A 23022-nucleotide genomic window follows, 5' to 3' on the forward strand; every position below is an offset into this window, starting at 1 on the left:
GGGAGGAACGGATGACTGAGCGGAATACTGCGCCAAAGACGCAGGTGTCGCGCCGCGACGCATTGAAGCTAGGCCTTGCAGCCGGGGTCGGACTCACGATTTTCGGGATGAATGCGCGCATCGTGCTTGCCGATGAAGGTCAAGTGCTGAAGGTCGCCAATCCCGCCTTCGACCAGGATTGGTCGCCGTTGCGCGGCGGCGGCAGAACCTTCCGCTGGAACTCGATTTGGTGGGCGTCGCCGATGTATTTCGACAGCGACGGCAAGATCCAGCCATACGTCTTCACCAATTGGGAGACGTCCGACAACAAGGTCTGGACCTTCAAGATCGATGCCAAGGCTGTCTTCTCCGATGGCAACAAGATCACCTCGGCCGATATCAAGGGCTCATGGGAAGTGGCCTCCATGCCGAACACCAAAAGCCAACGAGCAGATCAGGTACTGAGCAAGGTTCAGGGCTACAAGGATATCAGCAATGGCACGGGCACGGAACTGACCGGTGTCGCGACGCCTGACGAGGGCACCGTCGTGGTCACGCTGACCGAGGTCGATCCAATCTTCTTCATGCGCCTTGCCAATCATATTGCGCCGATCACCAAGGCGGCCCAGTCGCGCGGCAGCGATGGCGAAGAAATCATCGATTGGTACAAGCCTGAAAACAAACCTGTCTTCTCTGGCCCGTTCAAGCTCACCAGTATCGACATCGATGCCGGCAAGCTCGCCTTCGAGCCAAACGAAAATTTCTTCGGCCCGAAGCCGAAACTGGCGCGCATCGAAATTACCTCGATCGAGGATAACGTCACCGCGACCTCGCTCATCAAATCAGGCGAATTCAATGCCCATACCGAGCTGATTACCTCGACGATCATCCAGGATCTCGGCCCCGAATTCTCCGCCGGCCCGCTTATCCCGACCAGCCAGCATTTCTGGTTCAATACGTCTCGCGCGCCGATGGACGATCCGAAGGTTCGCCAGGCGCTGATCATGGCGGTTGACCGAGACGGCCTGTTCAAGGCCTCCTATCCGGATGGCCCACACCAAAAGGCCGAACAAATCCTCAACGCCGTGCCCGGCGCCGAAACCTCGGGCTTCGAGCCCTACCCCTACGATCCCGCCGCCGCCAAGAAGCTGCTGGCCGAATCAAGCTATGGCGGCCCCGAGCGCCTGCCCAAGATCCTGTTCGTCGGCATTTCCGCGCCAGCCATCCAGGCGGCCGCCCAGTTCATCGCCGAGCAGTGGCGCCAAAACCTCGGCATCACCGCCGTCGACATGAAGCCGCAGCAGGACTCCTATGCCGGCCCGGACCAGAACTCCGTGCAGATCTTCCGCGACGATGTCGGTACCCGCGTTCCGGATGCCGTCTCCTATCTCGCCGGCTGTATCGCCTCGACATCGTCGAACGCGTTGAACAAGCTTGGCGGATACAAGAACGACAAGGTCGATGCGGCCCTTGCCGAAGCGGCGACCAAGGCCGTTGACGATCCACAGCGCATCAAGCTTGCACAGGATGCCCAGAAGGCGTTCCGCGACGATTGGGCCTTCATTCCGTGGTATTCTCAAGCGATGTCGCGCTGGGCCACCAAGGAGGTCAAGGGCATGGACAAGAACCTCGACTGGCAGGTCGTGGCGCCCTGGGACATTTCGATCGGCTAGTCCGTGCTGATCGCGGACCTCTTCGACCAACAACTGGGAGGTGACCTTGCTACGCTACGTGCTGACCCGGTTTGCCATCTGGATTCCGTCGGTGCTGATCGTGATGCTGGCCGTCTATGCGCTGGCCTTCTACGGCGCTGGCGATCCGATCAAGCTGATCTTTCTGCGCGCACCCGGCGATGTCGCGTATAATCCGCAGCGCATCGAGGCCATCCGCGAAAGCGCCGGCCTCAACAAGCCATTCATCGTCCAGTTCGGGCTTTACATCTGGAACCTGCTACACGGCCAATTCGGTAATTCGCTAAGCTCGGGCCGCTCCGTCTGGGCGATGGTATCGGCCGCCGCACCAGTATCCTTTCAGCTAGCGCTCTGTTCCATCATCCTGACGACGATCGTGGCCATCCCGCTCGGCATGATCGCCGCCCTCAATCAGAATACACGCATCGACTATGCGATCCTCGGCTCGGCCCTGTTTCTCTGGGCGATCCCGGCCTATGTTGCCGGCCCGCTTCTGATGGTTGGGCTGATCGTTCTTCTGCCAGGTGCCAGCGTGCCTTACGGCTGGGGCGGCATTTTCGACGTGCGCATCCTTCTGCCGCTCATCGTGCTTTCCTTCCAGCCGGTCGCCCTGATCGTGCGCCAGACGCGCGCCGCCGTCATCGAGGTCCTGTCGGAAGATTTCGTCCGCACGGCCCGCGCCAAGGGCGTGCCCGAGATCATCGTAGCACTTCGCCACATCCTGCGGCCCGTGCTGACGCCCGTTGTCACCCAGCTCGGGCTGATCATGATCACCATCGTCAACGGCGCGATCTTCGTCGAACTGGTCTTCGGCCTGCCCGGCCTCGGCCGGCTGACGGTGCAGGCGCTGATTAATTCGGATTATCCCGTCATTCTGGCGATCACGCTCATCGGATCCTTCCTGGTGATGTTCTCGAACCTTCTAGTCGACGTGCTCTATCCGCTGCTTGATCCGCGCGCCAACGATGCAAGAAGGAGCCGCTGACCATGTCCGCCGTCCCCCTCTCCCCAATCGTGAGCGAAGAAGAGCCGCCTGTCAGCCTGTGGCGCGATGCGTGGTATCGCCTGAAGCGCAACAAGCTCGCCATTTTCGGGCTGATCGTCGTTACCATCCTCACCTTCGCCGCGATCTTCGGCCCGTATCTGACGCCCTATGACTATCTAAGCCAGGACCTCCAGGCGCGAAATGCGGCCCCATCACTGCACCATCTCTTCGGCACTGACGATCTCGGCCGTGATGTCTTCAGCCGCGTCGTCTTCGGCACGCGCACAGCCTTTCTGGTTGCGATCGTCGTCACCTTCATCGCCGTGCTGATCGGGCTGGTGCTTGGCGCCATCGCCGGCTTCTTTGGCAATCCGTTCGACCGCGCCATCATGTGGCTGACGGACATGACCATGTCGGTTCCGAACCTGCTGCTCGTCGTCGTCATCAACGCATCGCTGAAGTCGCCGATTTCGAAATGGATGGAGGCGCGCTACATGGCGACGCTCAATCCTTTCTATCGCGAGACCATATGGGTCGATTTCATGCTGGTCTTCGGCTCAATGGCGCTGATCTCCTGGCCGCCCTATGCGCGTCTCGTTCGCGCCCAGGTGCTGTCGATCCGCAGCCGGCCCTATATTACCGCGGCGCAGGCGCTCGGTCTTTCCAACTGGATCATCATGAAGCGCTATGTCGTTCCGAACGCGCTTGGGCCCCTCATCGTTTCCGTCAGCGCCGGGCTCGGAACCGCCATGGTGCTCGAAAGCGCCTTCAGCTTCCTCGGCATCGGTGTCAATCCGCCGACGCCAAGCTGGGGCAACATGATTTCGGACGGCCTGCGCGTCTGGCAGCACTATCCCCATCTGCTTGCCGCTCCGGCGGCCGTCCTCGGCCTTGCCTCAGTCGCCTTCAGCTTCCTCGGCGACGGCCTCAACGACGCGCTCAATCCGCGAGGCAGCAAGTGATGGACACGAACACATCCAACGAACGCCTGCTCGATGTCCGTGGCCTGACCGTTGAAATCGCTGGCCGCAACGGTCAGGCCGTCGTGGTCGATGGTATCGATCTTCATGTCAACAAGGGTGAGACGCTCGGCGTCGTCGGCGAATCCGGCTGCGGCAAGAGCCTGACGATGCTGAGCCTGATGCGGCTGCTGCCGAACAAGATCAGGGTGACCAAAGGGTCCGCCCATTTCGATGGTCGTGATCTGCAAACAATGTCGAACCGCGAACTGCGCAAGGTGCGGGGCGGCGATATCGGCTTCGTCTTCCAGGATCCGATGACCTCGCTGAACCCGGTGATGCGCGTCGGCGATCAGATTTGCGAGCCGCTGATCTATCATCGCGGGATGCGCAAGGCGGAGGCTCGCGAGCGTGCCGTCGAACTGCTGCGCCTCGTCGGCATTCCCGGCCCCGAAGAGCGGCTGCAAGCCTATCCGCACGAGCTCTCCGGCGGCATGCGCCAGCGCGTGATGATCGCGATCGGCCTCGCCTGCAATCCGAAACTGCTGATCGCGGATGAGCCGACCACGGCGCTTGATGTGACGATCCAGGCCCAGATCGTCGATCTGGTGAAGGACTTGCGCCACAAGCTCGGCATGTCGGTCGTCTGGATTACCCACGATCTGGCGTTGATCGCCGGTCTCGTTGATCGCGTCGCCGTGCTCTATGCCGGCACCGTCGTCGAGGATGCGCCGGTCGACGAACTCTACGCCCATCCGAGCCACCCCTATACGCGCGGACTGCTGGCCTCGATCCCGAAGCTTTCGGATGCGCCGTCGAGCCGGCTGAGTTCGATCGGCGGGACGCCACCGGAACCCGGCCGTCGCCCCAACGGGTGCCCGTTCGCGCCGCGCTGTCCGCTGGCGGAAGCCATCTGTCACGAGCGCGTGCCGAAGCTCGAGCCATTGAATGGCAGCGGAAACCATCGTACCGCCTGTTTCGTGGTCCAGAAAATGCGGGAGGCTGCATGATGAGCATCCAACCGCTGCTCAAGATCGAGAACCTGGTCAAGCATTTCCATGTCCGGCTCGGCGCCTTCGGCGAACGGGCGGCGACCGTCTATGCGCTCGACAATGTCAACCTGGAGATCATGGAGGGCGAAACGCTGAGCCTCGTCGGCGAGTCCGGCTGCGGCAAGTCGACCACCGGCTTCACCATCCTCAACCTCTACAAGGCAACCAGCGGCCGGGTCATCTACAAGGGGCAGGATCTTGCAACCCTCGGCGAGAAGCAGATGCGGCCGTTTCGCCGCGATCTGCAAATCGTTTTCCAGGATCCCTATTCGACGCTCAACCCACGCATGACGGCTGGCGAGGCAATCGGCGAGCCGATGCTTTTCCACAAGCTCTGCACCAAGGCCGAGCTGAAGGATAAGGTTGCGACGCTTCTGACCGATGTCGGCCTGCCGACGCGGTTTGCTCAACGTTATCCGCATGAACTTTCCGGCGGCCAGCGCCAGCGCGTCGTCATCGCCCGCGCACTCGCCTGTCAGCCGAAATTTATCGTTTGCGACGAGGCGATCTCGGCGCTCGACGTCTCGATCCAGGCGCAGATCATCAATCTCCTGCTCGACCTGCAGGAGAAATATGGCCTGACCTATCTCTTCATCGCTCACGATCTGGCTGTCGTTCGTCACATCAGCACCCGCGTCGGTGTCATGTACCTGGGACGACTGGCGGAGCTTGCGAGCCGCGAAGAGCTCTTCGACAACCCGCTGCATCCCTATACCAGGGCGTTGCTCTCGGCAGTTCCGGAAACCGACCCGGCGCTGGAGCGCAGCCGTACCCGCCAGATCCTGCAGGGCGACGTGCCAAGCCCGCTCAACCCGCCGAGCGGCTGCCGCTTCCATACTCGCTGCCCGATTGCGATGGATGTCTGCGGCAAGACCGTCCCCGACTGGAAGGAAGCCAAGCCCGGCCATCTCGTCGCGTGTCATGCGGTCAACACGGGAGTGGATGCATGACGCTGAAGGTTGCGATCATAGCCGACGACTTGACCGGCGCGCTGGACACGGGCACCCCCTTTGTCGAGGCCGGTCTCTCCGTGACCGTCGCGATCGATATCGACGCGATACCGGAAGCGCTCGCAAGCCGCTCCGAAGTCGTCGTGATCAACACGGATTCGAGGGCATTGTCGGCAGAGGACGCTGTAGAGAGGGTCCGCCTTGCAGCCAACGCTCTTCTTGCCGCCGCGCCGGACATCATCCTGAAAAAGATCGACTCGCGCTTGAAGGGCCATGTGGCGGCGGAAAGTGCGGCTCTTGCGGCCGTCTTCGGTCACCGCGAAATCGTGCTTGCGCCGGCCATTCCGGATCAGCAACGCTTTACCCGAGACGGCAAGGTCGTCGGCCGGGGTGTGGATTACCCTCTGCCGATTGCCAAACTCTTCGAGGCACGCCCGGAGACGGTCCTCATCATCGATGCCGAGAGCGACGACGATCTAGACCGGCTTATGACGAAGCATGACTGGACGACGACCCTTGCCGTTGGCGCGCGTGGCATCGGCAGCGCGCTTGCCCGCCATGTCGGCCAAGGAAGCGCGGCCGGTCAGGCTTTCGTGCCGACCGGCAGGACGCTTTTTGCCTTCGGCTCCCGCGATCCGATCACGGCAACCCAGATGGCCACGCTCGAGGCTTCGGGCAGTTTGCGCGCGACAGTCGACGCACCGATGGGCCTGGTGGAGTGCGACAAGGGGCAGATGCTTCCGCTTCTGCTTCGGTGCACCGGCGACATCACCCAGGAGGCTATGGCAGTTGCCGATCGTTTTGCAAAGGGCGTGACATCGGTCATAGAGGATACCCATCCGGATATGCTGATGATGGGCGGCGGCGACACGGCTGTCGCTGTTTTCCGCGCGCTCGGAATTCGCCTTCTGACGCCGAAGGGCGAAATCGAGGCGGGCATTCCGTGGTTTGACGTCACGATGGCCAACGGCAACCGGCTCCGCTGCGCGGTGAAATCCGGAGGCTTCGGGAATTCTGATAGTTTGCTAAGACTGATTCCGCAGAATCAGGCGGCCTGAGACAATGCCGGCAGGAGAATGAACGTGGACGAAGCAAATGGTGCATCGGCAAATGCGCAGGCGGCCCCAGTAGCCAAGCCAGAGCGCGGCAAGGCCGTGAAGCTTGTCGATCGCGTTTTCGATCAGTTGTTGGAGCGCATCCGGTCCGGAAACTATCCGCCGGATTCGCGCCTGCCGGGCGAGCATGAGCTTGCCGCGATGCTTGGCGTTTCCCGCCCCGTCATCCGCGATGCTTTGGCGCGGCTGCGCGACCAGGGCATGGTCTATGCCCGCCAGGGCGCCGGCACCTTCGTCAGCGCCCATGGATCGCCGATCGCCCAGCTTGCCTATGCCCCGGTCAAGACGATCGCCGATATCCAGCGTTGCTACGAATTCCGCCTGACAATCGAACCGGCCGCTGCCTATTTCGCGGCGAAAAGACGCGATGATGCCGCTATCCGGAAAATTGCCGCCGCATTGGCTGATCTTCGCGAAGCGACCAGCCACCAGCTTCACCGCACGGATGCGGATTTCAATTTCCACCGGTCGGTGACGGAAGCCGCCAACAACCATTATTACACCGCCTCCATGGACGCGCTGAAAGCCCATATCGCCGTCGGCATGCATCTGCACGGATTGTCGCTGCTTGGCCCAAGGCAGGGTCTCGAGCAGGTGTTTCAGGAGCATAATGCGATCTACAAGGCGATTGCCGAAGGGCGGGCGGAAGACGCTCGGAACCTGATGCAGGCTCACCTTGAAGGCTCAAGGGACCGCCTCTTTGAAGGACGGGCGCTCGACCTGTCGTTTTAACGGCTCCAAGCCAACCGACTCTACAATCCCCTCAACCGTCCGCTTGCCTGCAAAGCCTTGTGGATATAAGAGCGATACGTAATAACGTATCCTCTTGAGTTCGAGTGCCGATGTTCCAAACATCGCTATCGAAGCCTCTCACCCGGATCGGTCACCTAACCTCATCGCGGCGCTATCGAGGAGGGCATGAAGCCTCCTTCAACCGGGCGCGAAAGAGCGCAATCGAATACGGCCATGCAGGACACGATTTCCAAGGATACGCAGCCCCCGGACATTAAAGACCGCGCGAACTTCCAGCTTGCGGGAGTTCAAGCCCATGACCTTGCAAGCCAGGGCTTCAGCCTGTCGATTTTCGCGGCCCTGCTTCTGCTCTGCGCACTGATTGCGAACATGTTCAGCCTCAACGCGATCTGGATCGCGTTCTTCTGCAACAACGCGGCAGCACTTATCCTGTTCGGGACGGGGCTCCGATCTGCCCATCACGTCGCGCGGTGGCGTCGAGAGCAGGCCGGCCTTGCCAGCGTGCCGCTCGGAAAGTCCATGCAATGGTTGATTGTCTTCCTGACGTCGCCATGGTCGTCGCAGGAAACGGATGAGCCGGATCGGGTAGAACGCCGGACCGGAAGTGCATTCCTCGCGGGGCAGTCGTTGCTGTCACGCATCGGTACCCGCCCGCTCTCCGTCTTCGGCCTGGCCCTCTTTGCATGTTTGATCGTCTATGCCGGCTGGAGCCTGAAGGCGGACGACATAGAGATCGGGACGATGGCCTTTCTCATCATTGCGGTCTGTCTGGCTTTTGCCTTTCTTCTGCTGGTCACGGAGAGACGGCTTGCCGCGATCGATACTGTCGAATGGCCCGAGGCGAGAGCGATTTCACAACTGGCGCGCCTGCCCATTTTCGCACTCCTCCTGTCTTGCTTCTGCCTGTTCCTCAGCACGCGCGGGTCCGCACTGCCTATCAAGCTGCTGGCGGCGCTGGGAGGATTTGTCGCGCTGGTCGGACTTGAGTTCCTACTCCGCGCAGTCGCCTCCATGTTCCGCCCGCAAAACGACAGCCGCGAGCCGCCATTAATCGCCACAAGCCTTGTCGCGGGTGCTCTTCAGTGGCCGCCTCAGCCCTTGGTCAGCATTCAATCGGAATTGCGGACCAAGCATGGCGTCGATCTTCGGCAGATCTGGGCTTTTTCCTTCATTCGAAAGGCCGCTCCGGCCATCATTCTCGGAACGCTCCTTCTGGGCTGGCTGTTGAGCGGCGTACGCGAAATTCCGATGACCGGCCGGGGTGTGTACGAGCGGTTCGGCAAGGCCGAAGGCATTCTGCATTCCGGCCTTCACGTTGGCCTTCCATGGCCGTTCGGCCGTGTCATCCCCATCGAGAACGGCAGCGTGCACGAGCTGGCAACCGCCGTCAGCGCGAACGATAATGGCGAACCGCTAGCCGACGCCGAGGGGCCAGCACCGGAAAGTGCGAACCGGCTGTGGGATGCCTCGCATATCAGCGAGAAATCGCAAATCATCGCCAGTGGCACCGGCGGCGCGCAAAGCTTTCAGATCGTCAACATGGACGTGCGCTTCGTCTATCGCATCGGTCTTTCGGATGAGGCGGCGATGAAGGCGGCCTATCGGGTCGCCGATCTGCCGACCCTGATCGAAAGCACCGCGAACCGCGTATTGGTGCATGATTTCGCCAGAAGAACGCTCAACGATGTCCTGAGCGAAGGCCGGTTGTCGCTGGCAAACGATATCGCCTCGGCGGTCCAGAAGAACATGGATGAGCTGAACAGCGGTGTCGAAATCCTGGCGGTCGTCGTCGAGGCCATTCACCCGCCCGCCGGCGCAGCCAATGCCTTTCACGGGGTCCAGGCAGCGCAAATCAACGCTGAAGCGCTGGTTGCGCGCGAGCGGGGAACGGCAGCCGAGCAGACGAACGAGGCACAATTGAATGCCAGCCTCGCGCAGGACAATGCGACAGCGACGGCTAGGGAAGGCATAGCCGCTTCGCAGGTCGCAAAACTGCGCTTCCAGGCCGAGCAATCGGCCTTCCACGAGGCGGGACAGGCGTTTCTGACAGAGGAATACTTCAATCAGCTGACGATGGGATTATCCCATTCAAAGGCTCTCGTCCTCGATCATCGCATCGGCGGAAGCATCGCTCCGACCCTCGATCTCCGGAGCATGACTTTGCCGGTCGATCCCGACACAAGTGCCGAACCTAGCACCCCATACCAAAGCGAAGAAACCGGCCCATGACTGACACGCACACCCATCCGGGCTCGGACCATCACGAGCACGATCATCATCATGATCACGGCGATGATCACAAGGAGGCAATGCCCTTTCGGTGGTCTCGCCTGATCGTCGCGATGATCGTCGTCGCCATCATTCTGGTCGCCGCCTGTCTTGTTCAGGTGAGATCGGGGGCCGCAACCATCATCACCAGGTTTGGCAATCCCGCGCGTGTTCTGATCGACCCCGGTCTCGCCTTCCGGCTTCCCATTCCCCTGGAAAAGACCATTGATGTGGATCTTCGCGCCAAATCGACCTCCAGCGGCCTGCAGGATGTCGGAACCAAGGATGGGTTGCGGATCATCGCGCAAGCCTATGCGATCTGGCAGGTCCCGCCCGATCCGGATGCCATCAAGCGCTTCGTGCGGTCGGTTCAGAACCAGCCGGATCAGGCAGCAGCGCAGATCCGCACCTTCCTCGGGTCGTCGCTGGAAACCACAGCCAGCAATTTCGACCTTTCGTCGCTGATCAATCCCGATCCTGACAAGCTTCGGATCGATGCGCTGGAAGAGCAGCTCAAGGCCCAGATCGCACAGCAGTTGTTCGATACCTACGGCTTGCAGGTTGTCGATGTCGGTATCGAACGCCTGACCTTGCCTTCCGTGACGCTGAACGCCACCGTCGACCGCATGCGGGCCGAGCGTGAGACCATCGCTACCGAACGTGCGGCAGTCGGCAAACGCCAGGCCGCGGAAATCCGCTCCGCAGCCGAACGTGACGCAAGAGTGCTGCAGGCGGACGCGACCGTGAAGGCAGCAGATATAGAAGCCAAATCCCGTGTCGAAGCCGCGCAAATCTATGGAACAGCTTATAAGAGCGCGCCGGAACTTTACGAGTTGCTCCGCTCTCTCGACACGCTCGGCACCATCGTCAATTCCAACACCCGCCTTGTCCTACGCACCGATGCCGCACCTTTCCGGGCTCTGGTCGATGGTCCGCCCAGCGCCGCCCCGGCTGGCGGAGCACGCTAGAGATGCGAACCGCCGGGGATAGGAATTCGACGGCGCAGCATCAGGCTATTCGTCTGGTGTCCTTGCTGCTGTCGGCGATCATGGTGCTTGCGGCCATCGGCTGGGCAACATCCAATATCCGGGAAATCGCACCACAAAATCGGGCGGTCGTCTTTCGCCTGGGCGCCTTGAACCGGGTGCAGGAATCCGGCCTTCTGTGGGCCTTGCCCGCGCCTTTCGAAAAGGTTTTGCTTCTGCCCGACGCCGCAACGGTTCTGGAACGCCGGGTCAACGGATTGCTTCGCTCGCCGGCCGCGCAGACCGGCGGGGCCGAGATAGAAAGCGATACTCTGGCGGGATCCGGATATCTGCTGACCGCCGACGCCAGTGTCGTTCAGCTCGACATCCGCGTGTTTTATCGGGTAACCGACCCCTTCGCCTTTGCCTTGCAACAGGACCATGTTCTGCCGGCGCTCGACCGCCTCGTCACCCGCAGTGCCGTTGTGATCTGCGCTTCCCGCGATCTGGACAGCATTCTGGTCGCCCGCCCGGAGCTGGTCTCCGCCGACAGCGATATCGCCGAGCGCCGCGAACGCTTGCGCGCCGACCTGGTGAACAGCATCAACACCAGCCTGAGCTCCTTGAAATCGAAGGGCATGGGCCTTGGGATCGAGATCGATCGCGCCGACGTTCAATCTGCACTTCCAGCGACGGCCGTCAGCGCCTTCGATGGGGTGCTGACCGCAAGCCAGCAGGCAGAACAGGCGATCGCGTCGGCACAGAACGATGCGGAGAGGGACAGACAAGCCGCCGATCAGGAAGCCGACCGGATCGTGCAGGTGGCGGAAGCCCAATCCAGCGAACGTCTGGCAAAGGCGCGCACTGACACGGCCACCGTCACCGGCTTTGCGAGCGCGCAAGGCTCCGATAGTGACCCCGGTCTTCTCTGGCGTCTTTACCGCGATCGCGTTGCCAAAATCCTGTCGCAGGCAGGCTCGGTGGTCACGGTCGACCCCAGGGACGATGCACGCCTCATCCTGCAGGGAGCCGACAAATGAGTGTCGCGGCCGATCATTCCCACGGCTCCCATGGCCACGCGCATCATCACGGCCATGTGCTCAGTGCCGGCCTGCTGACCGCCAACGAAAAGCAGGCGGCGGCCGTTCAGCTCACGCTCGCCATGATCGCCTTGAGCTTGCTCGCGCTCGGCATTGCCTGGCGCTGGCTTGCGCCGGATGAAGAGGGTGTCAGCCAGCTTCTGCTGGCGGCGGCCTCGCTGATCGTCGCGGTTCCGGTCATCCGGTCCGGTTGGCATAGCCTGCGCCATCCAAGCCTGCATGGCATCACCGATCAATTGATCGCGCTTGCAATGTTAGCCGCCTGGGCGACGGGCGATCTCCTGACCGCCGCCCTCCTCCCGATCATCATGATATTCGGCCATGTGCTGGAAGAGCGCAGCGTCATCGGTTCGAAAGAAGCGATGGAGGCGCTGGCGCGTTTGACCCATAGCCACGCACGGCTGATCACACCGGACGGCACGACGCGTGAAGTCGACAATGCCGCGCTGAAGCCAGGCGACCGGGTGGAGGTCAGAGCGGGAGACCGCATCCCGGCCGACGGTCGCGTCAGGGAGGGACAGGCAAGCCTCGACACCGCGCCGATCACCGGCGAGTCCGTGCCCCTCGAGGTCACCGCCGGCATGGAGGTCTTCGGCGGCGCGATCAATCTGGACGGCCGCCTCGAAATCGAGGTGACCCGAACCGGCGAAGATTCGACGCTCGGAAAGGTCATCGCGCTGATGCAGCGCGCGGAAAATTCAAAACCGCCGATCACCCGGCTCTTAGAGCGCTACGCCCAGCAGTATCTGGGCTTCGTACTGACGATCGCGGCCATTGCCTGGTTCCTCACCTACAATGACCAGATCATGCTGGCGATCCTGGTCGCGGCCTGCCCCTGCGCCTTGGTTCTGTCTGCGCCGGCAACGGCAATTGCCGGTATCGCGGTCGCAGCGCGCCACGGCATTCTCATCCGCAGCTCGGCATTTCTCGAAGAACTGGCCGATCTGACCTCGCTGGTCATCGACAAGACCGGCACCCTCACCTTTGGCCGGCTTCGGCTGCAGGAGATCAGGCTGACGGGCAATACGGACCGGGAAACCGCTCTGACCTTGGCAGCCTCTCTGGGTGTCGCCAGCAGCCACCCGGTCAGCCGGGCGCTGGCCACGCTCGTCGCCCATGACGCTTACCATACGCTGGCAAACGTCCGCGAACTTCAAGGACTGGGCGTCGTTGCGGGTACGGCAAAGGGCGAAGTCGCCCTCGGGCGTCCTGAATTGTTTGAACGCCTGTCCGTCACCATTCCCTCGGTTCCCACCCATGATGGACCGCTAGCAGGCCTTTCCATCGGCGGAGACTTCGTCGCCTGGCTTCTCCTGTCGGACATGATCAAGCCGGAAGCGGCGGTTGCGATGACGGAGTTGCGGGCGCTCGGGCTCAATCGACAGCTTCTGCTGACCGGCGACCGTCAATCGGTCGCACATGCCCTGGCGCGAGAGATCGGCATAACCGATGTCGCGGCTGAGGCCCTGCCCGCCGACAAGCTGAAACGCGTGCTGAGCGAGACGAAGAACGGTTTCAAACCTCTGGTCGTCGGCGACGGGATTAACGACTCGCTCGCCCTCAAGGCGGGAGCCGTCGGGATTGCCATGGGTGCTGGCGGCGCCGATATCGCGCTCGCCTCCTCGGACATCATCCTGATCGGCAGCGATCTGCGGCGGCTCGGCACATGCATCCGCCTCAGCAGGCTTTGCCGCCGGACATTGAAGGCCAACGTCATCATCGGCCTCGGCTGGACCGTGGCGATCGTCGCTTTGGCGGGTTTCGGTTTCCTCGGAGCGGCGGGAGCCGTTGTCGCCGCCCTCCTTCACAATTTCAGCACCCTGCTGGTGCTGGCGAATGCCGGGCGGCTGATGCGATATGACGAGCCGCTTGCTGCTCAATTATGAGCTGGCTATTCCGAGCCGTCATCCGCAGCGGGCGTGTCTCCGTTCAGGTTTCCAAGATGCATTCCGTGCGGCTATGGCGCTCCATGTCCCCTTCCAGCCGCGCGCTCCTCAAGCGTCCTGTGCCATTAAGTTACATCAGACCAATACAGTTAATCCAGAAAACGAAACTCGTATCCGCAAAACGCGCCAATATTTTCTTTGAATTTCTTTGTAGACAACATCGAAGCCTTATTGCGGAATGCCGAGGGCCTTTCTCCACCCCTTGCTTTCGCGCATCGCCTATAGGCACGGCCCAAATATCCACCTTTTCGAGAGAGAGGCTCCGGACCGGCTTCCAAACAATCCGTTTACCCATATTCCAATTGAATATGCGTCCGCGGGCGCCATTTACGCCGCATTTACAAAGGCACTCTAGGCAAGAGGGGCATCACCGAACCCTATCGCCATTGACGGGCCCTTCCGGCATATGAGGCAAGGCATGAAGTTACCATTGAAACCGGCGATGACCGAGGGAAGTCTCCACTACAGCGGGCAAGATCCGGATGGGTTGTCAGAGGCGCTTTCAACGCCCACATCGGCGATAAGCGTCAAAACCACCGCAAACAAAACCATCTCCTACCGATGCGAATTCACATCCGCCGGTACAATCTCTTTCGGCCTTTGCACCTATGACGGCGATTTTCGATTGGCGCGTGAGGCAGATAGCGGCAAGTTCCTGATCTTCATTCCGCTAGCCGGAGACGCAAGTTTCAACACCAGCAAGGAGACCTTTGGCTCAAGTCCAGGGCGCGGCTTCATTACCAATGGAATACCATATGGCGATATGCATATCATGGGGCCGCGCCAGCATCTGACCGTAATCATTGATCGAAATGAGATGATCAACCGGCTCAGCGGAATGCTGGAAACACCCATCGGCGGCAACCTCAATTTCCACCCCGATATCGACCTGGCCTCCGGTCCGGGGCGGTTATTGCAGGATCTGGCTGAGACAACCTTTAGCGGGTTGGCGCAGGATACAGCCTTGCGTCAGTCGCCTCTCGCCCTGTCAAATCTCACAGGTGCCATAGCCAACCTCATTCTGGAAACCGTGCCGCATCGTTTTTCAGAGGCACTTGCCAGGATAGCCCCGGCGCCAGCGCCGCGCCACGTCAGGCGTGCCATCGATTTTATGCAGGCTAATCTCGCGCGGCCGATCTCGATTGCCGACATGGCGGCGGTTTGCCACGTCAGCGTGCGGTCGCTTCAGAAGGGCTTCCGAGATTTCAAGATGACGACGCCGATGGCCTACCTCCAGCATCTTCGACTGGAAGCCGCCCATGGCGAACTTCAAGACGCAACTCCGGGACTGACTGTCGCTGCCATCGCCCTGAAATGGGGATTCACCCATTTCGGTCGTTTTGCTGTCGACTACAGGCTTCGGTTCGGCCAATTGCCGTCGCAGACCCTGCGACGATAATTCATGCCGGTTTCAGCGGCCGTCGGGGCCTGTGAAATGCCCCGATCGCAATGTCTGCGACGGCAGACAACCATAACTCTTCCTGTAATCACCCGAGAACCGGCCCAAATGGGTGAACCCCCATTTCAGGGCGATGGCAGCGACGGATGTCGCCGAATTCGCCTTGGTGAGATCCCGATGCGCAGCCTCCATGCGTAGCTTGGCCAGATAGGCCATCGGGGACATGCCCTTGAACCGCTTGAAACCTTCCTGCAGCGATCGAATGCCGACCTGGGAGGCCTCTGCTACGTCGCCGATCGAGATCGGCTGCGAGAGATTAGCCTGCATGAAATCGATAGCACGTCGGATATGCCGGGGAGATGGCAACGCCGGTTGGCGGGCAAGCGCGCCTGAAAAACGATGCGGCACGTTTTCAAGCAGCAGATGGATCAATCCCGTGGACAGACAAGAAAGGGCCGCCGGCGATTGTAACAGGGAGGCATCCTCGTTCAATCCGGTCGCCAGGATCTTTGTCACGCGGGAAAAGGCCAGTCCGGCCTCCAGGCGCAGGTCGAATTCGGGAGCAAGGTCGAGCGAGCCGGAGACGGGTTGCTCCAGCATGGCGGAAAGTAGCCGGACAACCTCATTCTGATTGATAATCAGCGAAAGATGCTCGCGGTCGCCCTCGATTACGACATCGGACAGGCTGGTCATATCGATGATCGAACCTTTGCCGGGTTCGGAAATATGGTGCCGATTGGACGACGATATCGTTGCCGCACCCGAGAGTGGGACATAAATCAGAAACTTGCTCTCCTCAGCCTTCTGATGAAACGTCAGTCCTCCCTGATATGCCGCGCGACCGACGCCAAGTGCCTCGGCGGCAACGAAATCATATTCGGCAGAAAATCCCGAATCACGCAGGGCCTCAACCCTCGCTGGAGCCTTGCAGCGGCTCAGTATCTCTGAAAATTCATCCGCGTCATTCCCCCTGAAGGTTAAGGACGAGCCATGTTTCTCGCGCTGCATTCCGGTGTTCCCCGAACTAGAATGAGATGAAAGCCTTGGGCAATATTGCCGTCGCGCTTATCCAGAGACGCCCCACCGTCTTTTTCTTTGCCATCATTATCACACTGAATGTGTAGTTTCTATTTTTTGTTTATTTAAGAATATAAAATTTTCGTTTTACAACAAAAAAATCCGACGCAGAGATTTTCCGCGCCGGATCACAGTTCACTCAGTCGGTTTAAATGATTTCAGGCGATATGCAGCCGGACGCCAGAAGCTCCGATCAATCGCTCCAGAGACCCGTCAGGGCTCAAATCCGTGACAAAATCCGAAACTTCAGTGATCGACCCCAGCGACACGAGCGCCGCGCGATGGAACTTGCTGGAATCAGCAACGAGCATAACCGAGCGAGCCTGGCCAATAGCGGAACGAACAATATCGACTTCGTTTTGATCGTCGTCTCCGATGCTGCCATCTTCTTCAATGCCGCTGACGGCGATGATCGCGACATCGAAACGGAACCGTCGGACGAACTCGACAATCGCATCGCCGATAACGCTACCATCCACATGACGGACGAAACCGCCCGGAACGGCAATGGTGAAATCCGTTCGATCCATCAGGATCATCGCAGCACGCAGGCTGTAGGTCACAACCTTCAATCCCTTGCGCTCGGCAAGCGCCTCGGCGACCGCCTCGCAGGTCGAGCCTGCGTCGAGGAAAAGCGTCGCCCCATTTGGCACGAGTTCCGCCGCTCGGCGGGCAATCCGGCGCTTCACATCGACCTTATCGACACGCCGCTTGCGATAGGTGCCAGGATCGATCGGACTGGCAAGGGAGGCCCCACCATGATAGCGGCGCACCTTCCCACCATCCGACAAATCAGCAATGTCGCGCCGAATTGTTTGCGGCGTGACAGAAAGTGCAGCCGTCAATTCCTCGACCGAAGCATAGCCCGTTTTCTCGAGTAGGGTCAGTAAAGCCCTTTGGCGGATCGCCCTTTTCTTCAGATTATAGTCCATTGGCGCCACGTAAATCCAGGTCCAGCACCTCGAATCCCAACATCATCCGCCGTCCGAGACACTCTTATCTGTCGTCAGACCAAAGATGAAAGCAAGATGTTCCTGTCGACGCCGAGTAGACTTTTTGTGGAATCGGAGCGATGCATTACTCCACCGAAACGAGCATCCGCTCTTGGTTCCCGCGTCGGGAGAGCCATTGAAAGTAAACTCGACACAGTTGGAAACGCGATGGTGGCCACGAATACGAGGTGCAGCCGGCTTGCGATCAAAAAAATGCGGTCAGTAGGCAATGAGCACCCGTGCTACGACATAAGCAATATTGTCAATAAAATAATCGACGCTATGACTATAATGCGGGGCTTCGGTCAGGGGGGCGTTTGGGCGTTGGCTTTAGTGGAGAATTAGATGAGGCGCACAAAGGAGGAGGCGGCAGAGACGCGGCGTGTAATATTGCATTCGGCGGAAACGTTGTTTCTCGACAACGGATATGAAAATGTCACGCTGGAAGAAATAGCCGTCGCCGCTGGCGTCACACGCGGAGCAGTTCACTGGCACTTCAGAAATAAGCAGGGCCTTTTGCTTGCGATCCGCGACGAGGCACGGCAGCCTTTCCGGGAACTCGCAGAACGGATATCGCACGAGCACCCGCCCAATCCGCTTGAACTGGTCCTGGAGACGATTTCAGCAATCTTCGCTGATCTTCAAAATGATCCACGTAAACGCGGAATGTTGAAAGTCATCACGCATCTCGACATGTCGTTCGCTGACTGCGAAACAGACTGCGGTCCGTCTTTCCGGCATGAAATGCAGGAAAACTTTTCGAGGATTTTCTGTACCATGAGCCAGGCTGGCGCCTTGCCCTGTCCATGGACGCCGGAGACTGCCGCTTCCGCATTGACTGCGGCAATTGGCGGACTGGTCTACGAATGGGCTCTCGACAAAGGCGACTTTGATTTGGCCCCTTGCGGACAAGCCCTCATCAAAATGATCCTGTCGGCCTGGTTTCCGAAACATGAGCTACAGGAGATGGCCGCAGCGACTTGAGATCAAAGTGAACCGATCGAAATCCCGGTAAACCCTGCTGCGTCAAATGCTTAAATAAGAAGGATCCGGTAGGGAAAACCGGATCCTTCCGTCTTTGATCGGAGGTCAACCGATCAATATGAGAAGCCTGGCGGATTGGAAACGACAGGCTTCTCTTACCCGGTACGAGGCCGGATAACTTTGGATTAGAAGCTGCGCTGGAAGCGCAGGATACCAGCCCACTGATCCTTGTTGACGGAATCGAAGTTCGTGTAGGAAACTTCCGGTTCGATCAGCAGGTTCTTGACCGGGTTGAACTTGACGTTCGTGGTCGCGGCGAAGATCTTCGAGTCGGTGTAGGCGAGCTGCAGGTTCCACTTCAGCTTTTCGTTGACAGGTACGGCAACGCCGCCCCAGACAGCCCAATCGCCCCAGCCGCACTTCGACTCATCATTAACAGGGCAAGCAGAACGATCGAGGTTCGTGCCGGCATACTTGTTCAGCTTTTCGCCGTCGGTGTTGTAGCCGCCCATGACGAATGCCGAGAAGACACCGAAGTCGGCGTCGACGCGAGCCTTGACAGCGCCTTCTTCGACGATGGAGTCATAACCACCGACGACCTTGAAGGACCATGCACCGGTCTTGTAGCCAATACCGGCAACAGCGTCAGGAGCGTAGTGATTCGTCTTGTCGTCCGTCCACCAGCTTGAGCCGTAAGAGGAGGAGTCCGAGCCGCTGGAGTTGCTGTCTTCAACCGAGATCACAGCCGTGAGACCGTTGCCGGCGTCGTATTTGTAGGTCAACTGGTTGAGTTCGTACGGGCCGTCATAGACCACGTCGTCGTTGATGACGTCGCCGGCATAGTCGGTAAACGACACGTACTGGGAGTCTGCCTTGCCGACGGTGAAGCCGCCGAGGCTGATGTTGGCGAACAGCAGCTTCGTATCGGTGGAGTTGCCTTCTTGCCAGTCCCAACGGATGACCGTTTCGGTCTTCAGCGGGCCGTATTCAGTGTCGGTCGCGGTGTTGAGGTTCAGCTCGGCGCGGGTGTGCCACAGCGTGCCGGTGCGGTTGGTCGGGCTATAGGCATCGTACCACTTGCCTTCGGTACGGACCTGACCACCGACCTTCAAGCAAGTTTCGGTGCCCGGAATGAAGAAATAACCGGCGCCGTATGCGTCGCAGATGCGAACGTATTCAAGAGGCTCCGGCTCAGCAGCGACGATAGCATCGGCTGCATGCGCACCCGAAACTGCAGCAAGCGAAGCAGCAGAGCTGATCAGAAGACTTTTCAAATTCATTGTAAACTCCTGGTTGTATTATGCATTTCAAACATTCCCACGAGCACGAAGCTGCATTCGCCGCTTACGAAAAGCGGCGCCATGTAAATGCGATCGAATAAGTCCCCGATACGCTCCCCAGTGCCGGAGCCAGGCCCATCGAGCCTCCTCCATTCCCCTCGTGGCAACGGCTTTGAAATGCCCCTACCGATCCGGTCGAATGTTCGACCGCAAGACAAATTATGTCCTAACCATGACTTACAAACGGACGGTATGTTTGTCAATTATATGAAGCGGGCTTTGCCATCTCCCTGTGTTGCCGTTGCCAAAATGCAACTATCCGCATCACCATCTGCGCGGGTACTACCAATAATCAACGGGAATTAGGCCCGTCCAAACCGGGCACGGCGGTCCTCCGGCTGGCATGCCGCCCAGAGAATCGGAAAAGATGGCCGCTACGACGCCCCATTCGATCGGAAATTATCCCGATGCCGCGCCAAGCTCGAATCAACCAGCGACGATGAACGCATTCTCGCTGGCATCCGGTGCATCCATTAGGATGCCGAATCTGCGGATTTAAGAAAGCAACCCGGAAGTATTCCGCTCTCTTTTGTCACTGGACGAGCGATAGTCAAAACTTCGGCGCCGTCTTACCCGCGGCACGATGAGCGGCGATGACGGTATTGGCCATCAGCATGGCGATGGTCATCGGCCCAACACCGCCGGGAACCGGCGTGATCACAGCGGCAACATCGGAGGCTTCAGTAAAGGCGACATCACCGACCAGCCTCGTCTTGCCCTCGCCGCGCTCAGGTGCCGCAATCCGGTTGATGCCGACGTCGATGACAGTGGCGCCCGGCTTGATCCAGTCGGCCTTCACCATCTGCGGCTGACCAACGGCCGCCACTAGAATATCGGCCGTGCGAGCAACGGTTGGTAGATCCTTGGTGCGCGAATGCGCCACCGTTACCGTCGCATTGGCATTCAGCAGCAATTGCGCCATCGGCTTGCCGAACAGGTTGGAGCGGCCGATCACAACGGCATTCAGCCCCGACAGGTCCTCGCCGTGGACGCGGCGCACCAGAAGCATAGCGCCAGCCGGCGTGCAGGAGATCAATCCCGTTGCCAGATCGCCAGTGGCAAGCTTGCCGGCATTGACCACATGCAGACCATCGACATCCTTCTCCGGCCGGATCGACTGGATGATCGGCTCCGAATTCAGGTGTTTGGGCAGCGGAAGCTGCACCAGGATGCCGTGGATCGAGGCGTCTTCATTCAGCGACTGCACCAGCTTTGCCAGCTCTTCCTGCGTCGTCTCAGCCGGCAGCGTGTGCTGGATGGACGTGAAGCCGCACTCCTTGGCCATCCTGCTCTTCGAGGTCACATAGCTGTGGCTGGCCGGATCATCACCGACAATCACCACCGCAAGGCCGGCCTTCGCGCCCGTCTCCGTCTCCAGCGCAGACGTTGCCGTCTTCACCGCCTCGATCACCGAAGCCGCCACCTGCTTGCCGTCGATCACGGTTGCCCCAGTCATCGCAGCCATGGCTTACCCCATCCTCTCGGATGCATAGCTTCCCGGGCTTGCCGGGAAGACGATGGTGCGGTTGCCGTTGAGGAAGGTGCGGTAATGGATATGCGCATGGATGGCGCGCGCCAGCACCTGGCTCTCCACATCCCGGCCGATCGAGACGTAATCGTCCGCCGACTGCGCATGCGTGATGCGCGCCGTGTCCTGCTCGATGATCGGGCCTTCGTCCAGATCGGCAGTGACATAATGCGCCGTCGCCCCGATCAGCTTCACGCCGCGCTCATAGGCCTGCTTGTAGGGATTGGCGCCCTTGAAGCTCGGCAGGAACGAATGGTGGATGTTGATGATCCGCCCCGACATCTTCTGGCACATCGAGTCAGACAGGATCTGCATATAGCGGGCGAGCACGATCAACTCCGTGCCGGTCTGTTCGACCACATCCATGATGCGGGCTTCCGCCTGCGGCTTGTTGGCCTTGGTCACCGGAATATGGTGGAAGGGGATGTCGTGGTTGACCACCACCTTCTGGTATTCAAAGTGATTGGAGACGACACCGACGATGTCGATCGGCAGCGCCCCGATCTTCCAGCGGTAAAGCAGGTCGTTGAGACAATGACCGAAGCGCGAAACCATCAGCAGCACCTTCATGCGCTTCTGGGTATCGTGGATCTCGGCCTCCATCTCGAATTTCTGAGCGATCGGCTTGAAGCCCTCAACCAGCGCCTCCTGGCCGATGCCCTCTTCGGACACAAAACTGACGCGCATGAAGAACTTGCCGGTATCGAGATCGTCGAACTGAGAACTATCGACGATGTTGCAGCCCTGGTCCGCCAGATAATTGGCAATCGCCGCAACAATCCCGCGTCTGGATGTACAGGTGACCCTCAGTACGTAATGCGTCATGCTATTCTCATTCGCTTGAAATTCATCGACATGTTGTGAAGGATCGTCAGACAACATCCCTATCGGCCACCATCGGCCAGGAGCCGGAGAAAAGCCTGCAGTTCCTTGTCCTCAATCGAAACGAGGTGTTGCCGTTCCGGATAGACGCCCGAGCGGACATCCGCGGCAAACTCGGTGAAAGCAGCAATACGTTCGCGCTGCAACCGCTCGTATTCGACGGCAAAGTCACGATATTTTTTCGCGTGGCGCGGATAATGGCCACCATGACTGCCGAGCACATCGTCCGCAAAAAGATACTGGGCATCACAGCCGCTTCCCGCCCCCATCGAGATCATCAGCATCGACGTCTTCCGGCTGATCGCTTCGGCGACACCACCCGGCACCACCTCAATCTCCACGGCGAAGGCGCCGGCCTCCTCCAGCGCCTTCGTCTGCCGCCAAACCTCAAGGGCGCTCGCTACCGTCTTGCCGACGGCGCGGAAACCGCCCGTCCAGGTCGCCTTAGACGGAATAAGACCGACATGACCGCAAACCGGAATGCCCTCCTCGCGCATCCGCCGAATCGTCGACACCCCGGCTGCGCAATAGACCGCATCGCCGCCGGCCTTCAACGCCTTGAAAGCCTCACGCATATATTCTTCCGCCGAAACGTAATCGCCATATTCAAGGCCGGGAATGGCAAAAGGCGTGGGGGCGGCTTCGCGAAAAGCCGGGCCGAGCAGCGCCGGCGGCACGGACACGATATCGATACCCGCCCTCTCGGCCGCTTCAGCCTCCGCCAGCGACGTGACGCGCAACATGGTGAGCTGTCTGCTGCCTTTCATCGCCAGGAGATCGGCGACGGTCGCGCGACTGTGTTTCTTCATGGAGTTTTCCTCGGAAAAAAATGGGGCCATTCTTCTGGCGGGAGGCGATTATGCGCCCTGCGATACATATAGAAGGGGTGTCGGTGCGGTGGCCGCAAACAGGCAGCGACAGCCTTTCCTCATCTCGATCATTCCAGCCTCCCGCGATGCGCAAAATGCGTGCCCTACCTCTTGGCTCAAAGGATAGGCCGGGTTTACATCAGCCTCAATGCAGACGTGATGGAATCTATCAAAACACATCAAATTCT

Annotated in this window: 19 protein-coding genes; 13 read left to right on the forward strand and 6 right to left on the reverse strand. The window is 59.8% G+C overall.

Annotation, left to right across the window (positions count from 1 at the left end; genetic code table 11):
• Positions 1–11 precede the first annotated feature (11 nt).
• The 12 genes from HB780_RS08285 to HB780_RS08340 all read left to right on the forward strand — a co-directional run bounded on the left by HB780_RS08285 (position 12) and on the right by HB780_RS08340 (position 15162).
• Positions 12–1652 (forward strand): ABC transporter substrate-binding protein, encoded by a 1641-nt coding sequence (locus HB780_RS08285; RefSeq protein ID WP_183689537.1) that lies wholly within the window; start codon positions 12–14, stop codon positions 1650–1652.
• 46 nt (positions 1653–1698) lie between these two features.
• Entirely contained in the window at positions 1699–2655 is a 957-nt protein-coding gene (locus tag HB780_RS08290) for an ABC transporter permease (RefSeq protein ID WP_183689538.1), read from the forward strand.
• A gap of 2 nt (positions 2656–2657) precedes the next feature.
• Positions 2658–3617, forward strand: coding sequence for an ABC transporter permease (locus HB780_RS08295; protein WP_183689539.1), 960 nt, complete (start codon positions 2658–2660; stop codon positions 3615–3617).
• Positions 3617–4624 (forward strand): ABC transporter ATP-binding protein, encoded by a 1008-nt coding sequence (locus HB780_RS08300; RefSeq protein WP_183689540.1) that lies wholly within the window; start codon positions 3617–3619, stop codon positions 4622–4624. Before HB780_RS08295 ends, HB780_RS08300 begins: the two co-directional genes overlap by 1 nt.
• Complete coding sequence (locus tag HB780_RS08305) at positions 4624–5616, forward strand: ABC transporter ATP-binding protein (RefSeq protein ID WP_183689652.1); 993 nt, start codon at positions 4624–4626, stop codon at positions 5614–5616. The genes HB780_RS08300 and HB780_RS08305 overlap by 1 nt, the downstream gene beginning before the upstream one ends.
• Complete coding sequence (locus tag HB780_RS08310) at positions 5613–6674, forward strand: four-carbon acid sugar kinase family protein (RefSeq protein ID WP_183689541.1); 1062 nt, start codon at positions 5613–5615, stop codon at positions 6672–6674. The genes HB780_RS08305 and HB780_RS08310 overlap by 4 nt, the downstream gene beginning before the upstream one ends.
• Positions 6675–6698: 24 nt before the next feature.
• Positions 6699–7463, forward strand: a complete 765-nt coding sequence (locus HB780_RS08315) for a FadR/GntR family transcriptional regulator (RefSeq protein ID WP_183689542.1) — start codon at positions 6699–6701, stop codon at positions 7461–7463.
• Positions 7464–7649: 186 nt separating this feature from the next.
• Positions 7650–9713 (forward strand): protease modulator HflK, encoded by a 2064-nt coding sequence (gene hflK / locus HB780_RS08320; protein WP_183689543.1) that lies wholly within the window; start codon positions 7650–7652, stop codon positions 9711–9713.
• Positions 9710–10720 carry a protease modulator HflC gene (hflC, locus tag HB780_RS08325; RefSeq protein ID WP_183689544.1) on the forward strand — a complete coding sequence of 337 codons (1011 nt, stop codon included), beginning with the start codon at positions 9710–9712 and terminating at the stop codon, positions 10718–10720. Before hflK (HB780_RS08320) ends, hflC begins: the two co-directional genes overlap by 4 nt.
• 2 nt (positions 10721–10722) lie before the next feature.
• Complete coding sequence (gene hflK, locus HB780_RS08330; RefSeq protein ID WP_183689545.1) at positions 10723–11757, forward strand: protease modulator HflK; 1035 nt, start codon at positions 10723–10725, stop codon at positions 11755–11757.
• Positions 11754–13703, forward strand: a complete 1950-nt coding sequence (locus HB780_RS08335) for a heavy metal translocating P-type ATPase (RefSeq protein ID WP_183689546.1) — start codon at positions 11754–11756, stop codon at positions 13701–13703. Before hflK (HB780_RS08330) ends, HB780_RS08335 begins: the two co-directional genes overlap by 4 nt.
• Before the next feature lie 478 nt (positions 13704–14181).
• Positions 14182–15162 (forward strand): AraC family transcriptional regulator, encoded by a 981-nt coding sequence (locus tag HB780_RS08340; protein WP_183689547.1) that lies wholly within the window; start codon positions 14182–14184, stop codon positions 15160–15162.
• Between the two features lie 12 nt (positions 15163–15174).
• Here HB780_RS08340 and HB780_RS08345 read toward each other — a convergent pair whose 3' ends face one another.
• Both HB780_RS08345 and HB780_RS08350 read right to left on the reverse strand, forming a co-directional pair.
• The gene (locus HB780_RS08345; protein WP_183689548.1) at positions 15175–16170 is read right to left on the reverse strand and encodes an AraC family transcriptional regulator; all 996 of its coding nucleotides are present in this window, start codon (positions 16168–16170) and stop codon (positions 15175–15177) included.
• Positions 16171–16397: 227 nt separating this feature from the next.
• Positions 16398–17171, reverse strand: coding sequence for a DeoR/GlpR family DNA-binding transcription regulator (locus HB780_RS08350; RefSeq protein WP_183689549.1), 774 nt, complete (start codon positions 17169–17171; stop codon positions 16398–16400).
• Positions 17172–17576: 405 nt separating this feature from the next.
• Here HB780_RS08350 and HB780_RS08355 point away from each other — a divergent pair, with 405 nt between their 5' ends.
• Positions 17577–18215, forward strand: a complete 639-nt coding sequence (locus tag HB780_RS08355; protein WP_183689550.1) for a TetR family transcriptional regulator — start codon at positions 17577–17579, stop codon at positions 18213–18215.
• Positions 18216–18400: 185 nt separating this feature from the next.
• On the opposite strand, the gene HB780_RS08360 is transcribed toward HB780_RS08355, so the two are convergent.
• The 4 genes from HB780_RS08360 to HB780_RS08375 form a co-directional block, all read right to left on the reverse strand.
• On the reverse strand, positions 18401–19495 hold the full coding sequence (locus HB780_RS08360) for a porin (RefSeq protein WP_183689551.1): 1095 nt from the start codon (positions 19493–19495) through the stop codon (positions 18401–18403).
• A gap of 610 nt (positions 19496–20105) precedes the next feature.
• Positions 20106–21020 carry a bifunctional methylenetetrahydrofolate dehydrogenase/methenyltetrahydrofolate cyclohydrolase FolD gene (folD, locus tag HB780_RS08365; RefSeq protein ID WP_435693854.1) on the reverse strand — a complete coding sequence of 305 codons (915 nt, stop codon included), beginning with the start codon at positions 21018–21020 and terminating at the stop codon, positions 20106–20108.
• A gap of 3 nt (positions 21021–21023) precedes the next feature.
• Positions 21024–21908: a formyltetrahydrofolate deformylase gene (purU, locus tag HB780_RS08370; protein WP_183689552.1), complete on the reverse strand. Its 885-nt coding sequence runs from the start codon at positions 21906–21908 to the stop codon at positions 21024–21026.
• Between the two features lie 59 nt (positions 21909–21967).
• Positions 21968–22774 carry a 3-methyl-2-oxobutanoate hydroxymethyltransferase gene (locus HB780_RS08375; RefSeq protein ID WP_183689553.1) on the reverse strand — a complete coding sequence of 269 codons (807 nt, stop codon included), beginning with the start codon at positions 22772–22774 and terminating at the stop codon, positions 21968–21970.
• Positions 22775–23022 lie beyond the last annotated feature (248 nt).

This window comes from Rhizobium lusitanum, assembly GCF_014189535.1.
Lineage (GTDB): Bacteria > Pseudomonadota > Alphaproteobacteria > Rhizobiales > Rhizobiaceae > Rhizobium > Rhizobium lusitanum_C.

Excerpts from the sequence above, each read along its gene's own strand:
- HB780_RS08285 (WP_183689537.1), top strand. The coding sequence starts at position 12 with ATGACTGAGCGGAATACTGCGCCAAAGACGCAGGTGTCGCGCCGCGAC.
- HB780_RS08295 (WP_183689539.1), top strand. The coding sequence starts at position 2,658 with ATGTCCGCCGTCCCCCTCTCCCCAATCGTGAGCGAAGAAGAGCCGCCT.
- HB780_RS08300 (WP_183689540.1), top strand. The coding sequence starts at position 3,617 with ATGGACACGAACACATCCAACGAACGCCTGCTCGATGTCCGTGGCCTG.
- HB780_RS08305 (WP_183689652.1), top strand. The coding sequence starts at position 4,624 with ATGAGCATCCAACCGCTGCTCAAGATCGAGAACCTGGTCAAGCATTTC.
- HB780_RS08310 (WP_183689541.1), top strand. The coding sequence starts at position 5,613 with ATGACGCTGAAGGTTGCGATCATAGCCGACGACTTGACCGGCGCGCTG.
- hflK (WP_183689543.1), top strand. The coding sequence starts at position 7,650 with ATGAAGCCTCCTTCAACCGGGCGCGAAAGAGCGCAATCGAATACGGCC.
- hflC (WP_183689544.1), top strand. The coding sequence starts at position 9,710 with ATGACTGACACGCACACCCATCCGGGCTCGGACCATCACGAGCACGAT.
- hflK (WP_183689545.1), top strand. The coding sequence starts at position 10,723 with ATGCGAACCGCCGGGGATAGGAATTCGACGGCGCAGCATCAGGCTATT.
- HB780_RS08335 (WP_183689546.1), top strand. The coding sequence starts at position 11,754 with ATGAGTGTCGCGGCCGATCATTCCCACGGCTCCCATGGCCACGCGCAT.
- HB780_RS08340 (WP_183689547.1), top strand. The coding sequence starts at position 14,182 with ATGAAGTTACCATTGAAACCGGCGATGACCGAGGGAAGTCTCCACTAC.
- HB780_RS08345 (WP_183689548.1), bottom strand. The coding sequence starts at position 16,170 with ATGCAGCGCGAGAAACATGGCTCGTCCTTAACCTTCAGGGGGAATGAC.
- HB780_RS08350 (WP_183689549.1), bottom strand. The coding sequence starts at position 17,171 with ATGGACTATAATCTGAAGAAAAGGGCGATCCGCCAAAGGGCTTTACTG.
- HB780_RS08355 (WP_183689550.1), top strand. The coding sequence starts at position 17,577 with ATGAGGCGCACAAAGGAGGAGGCGGCAGAGACGCGGCGTGTAATATTG.
- HB780_RS08360 (WP_183689551.1), bottom strand. The coding sequence starts at position 19,495 with ATGAATTTGAAAAGTCTTCTGATCAGCTCTGCTGCTTCGCTTGCTGCA.
- folD (WP_435693854.1), bottom strand. The coding sequence starts at position 21,020 with ATGGCTGCGATGACTGGGGCAACCGTGATCGACGGCAAGCAGGTGGCG.
- purU (WP_183689552.1), bottom strand. The coding sequence starts at position 21,908 with ATGACGCATTACGTACTGAGGGTCACCTGTACATCCAGACGCGGGATT.
- HB780_RS08375 (WP_183689553.1), bottom strand. The coding sequence starts at position 22,774 with ATGAAGAAACACAGTCGCGCGACCGTCGCCGATCTCCTGGCGATGAAA.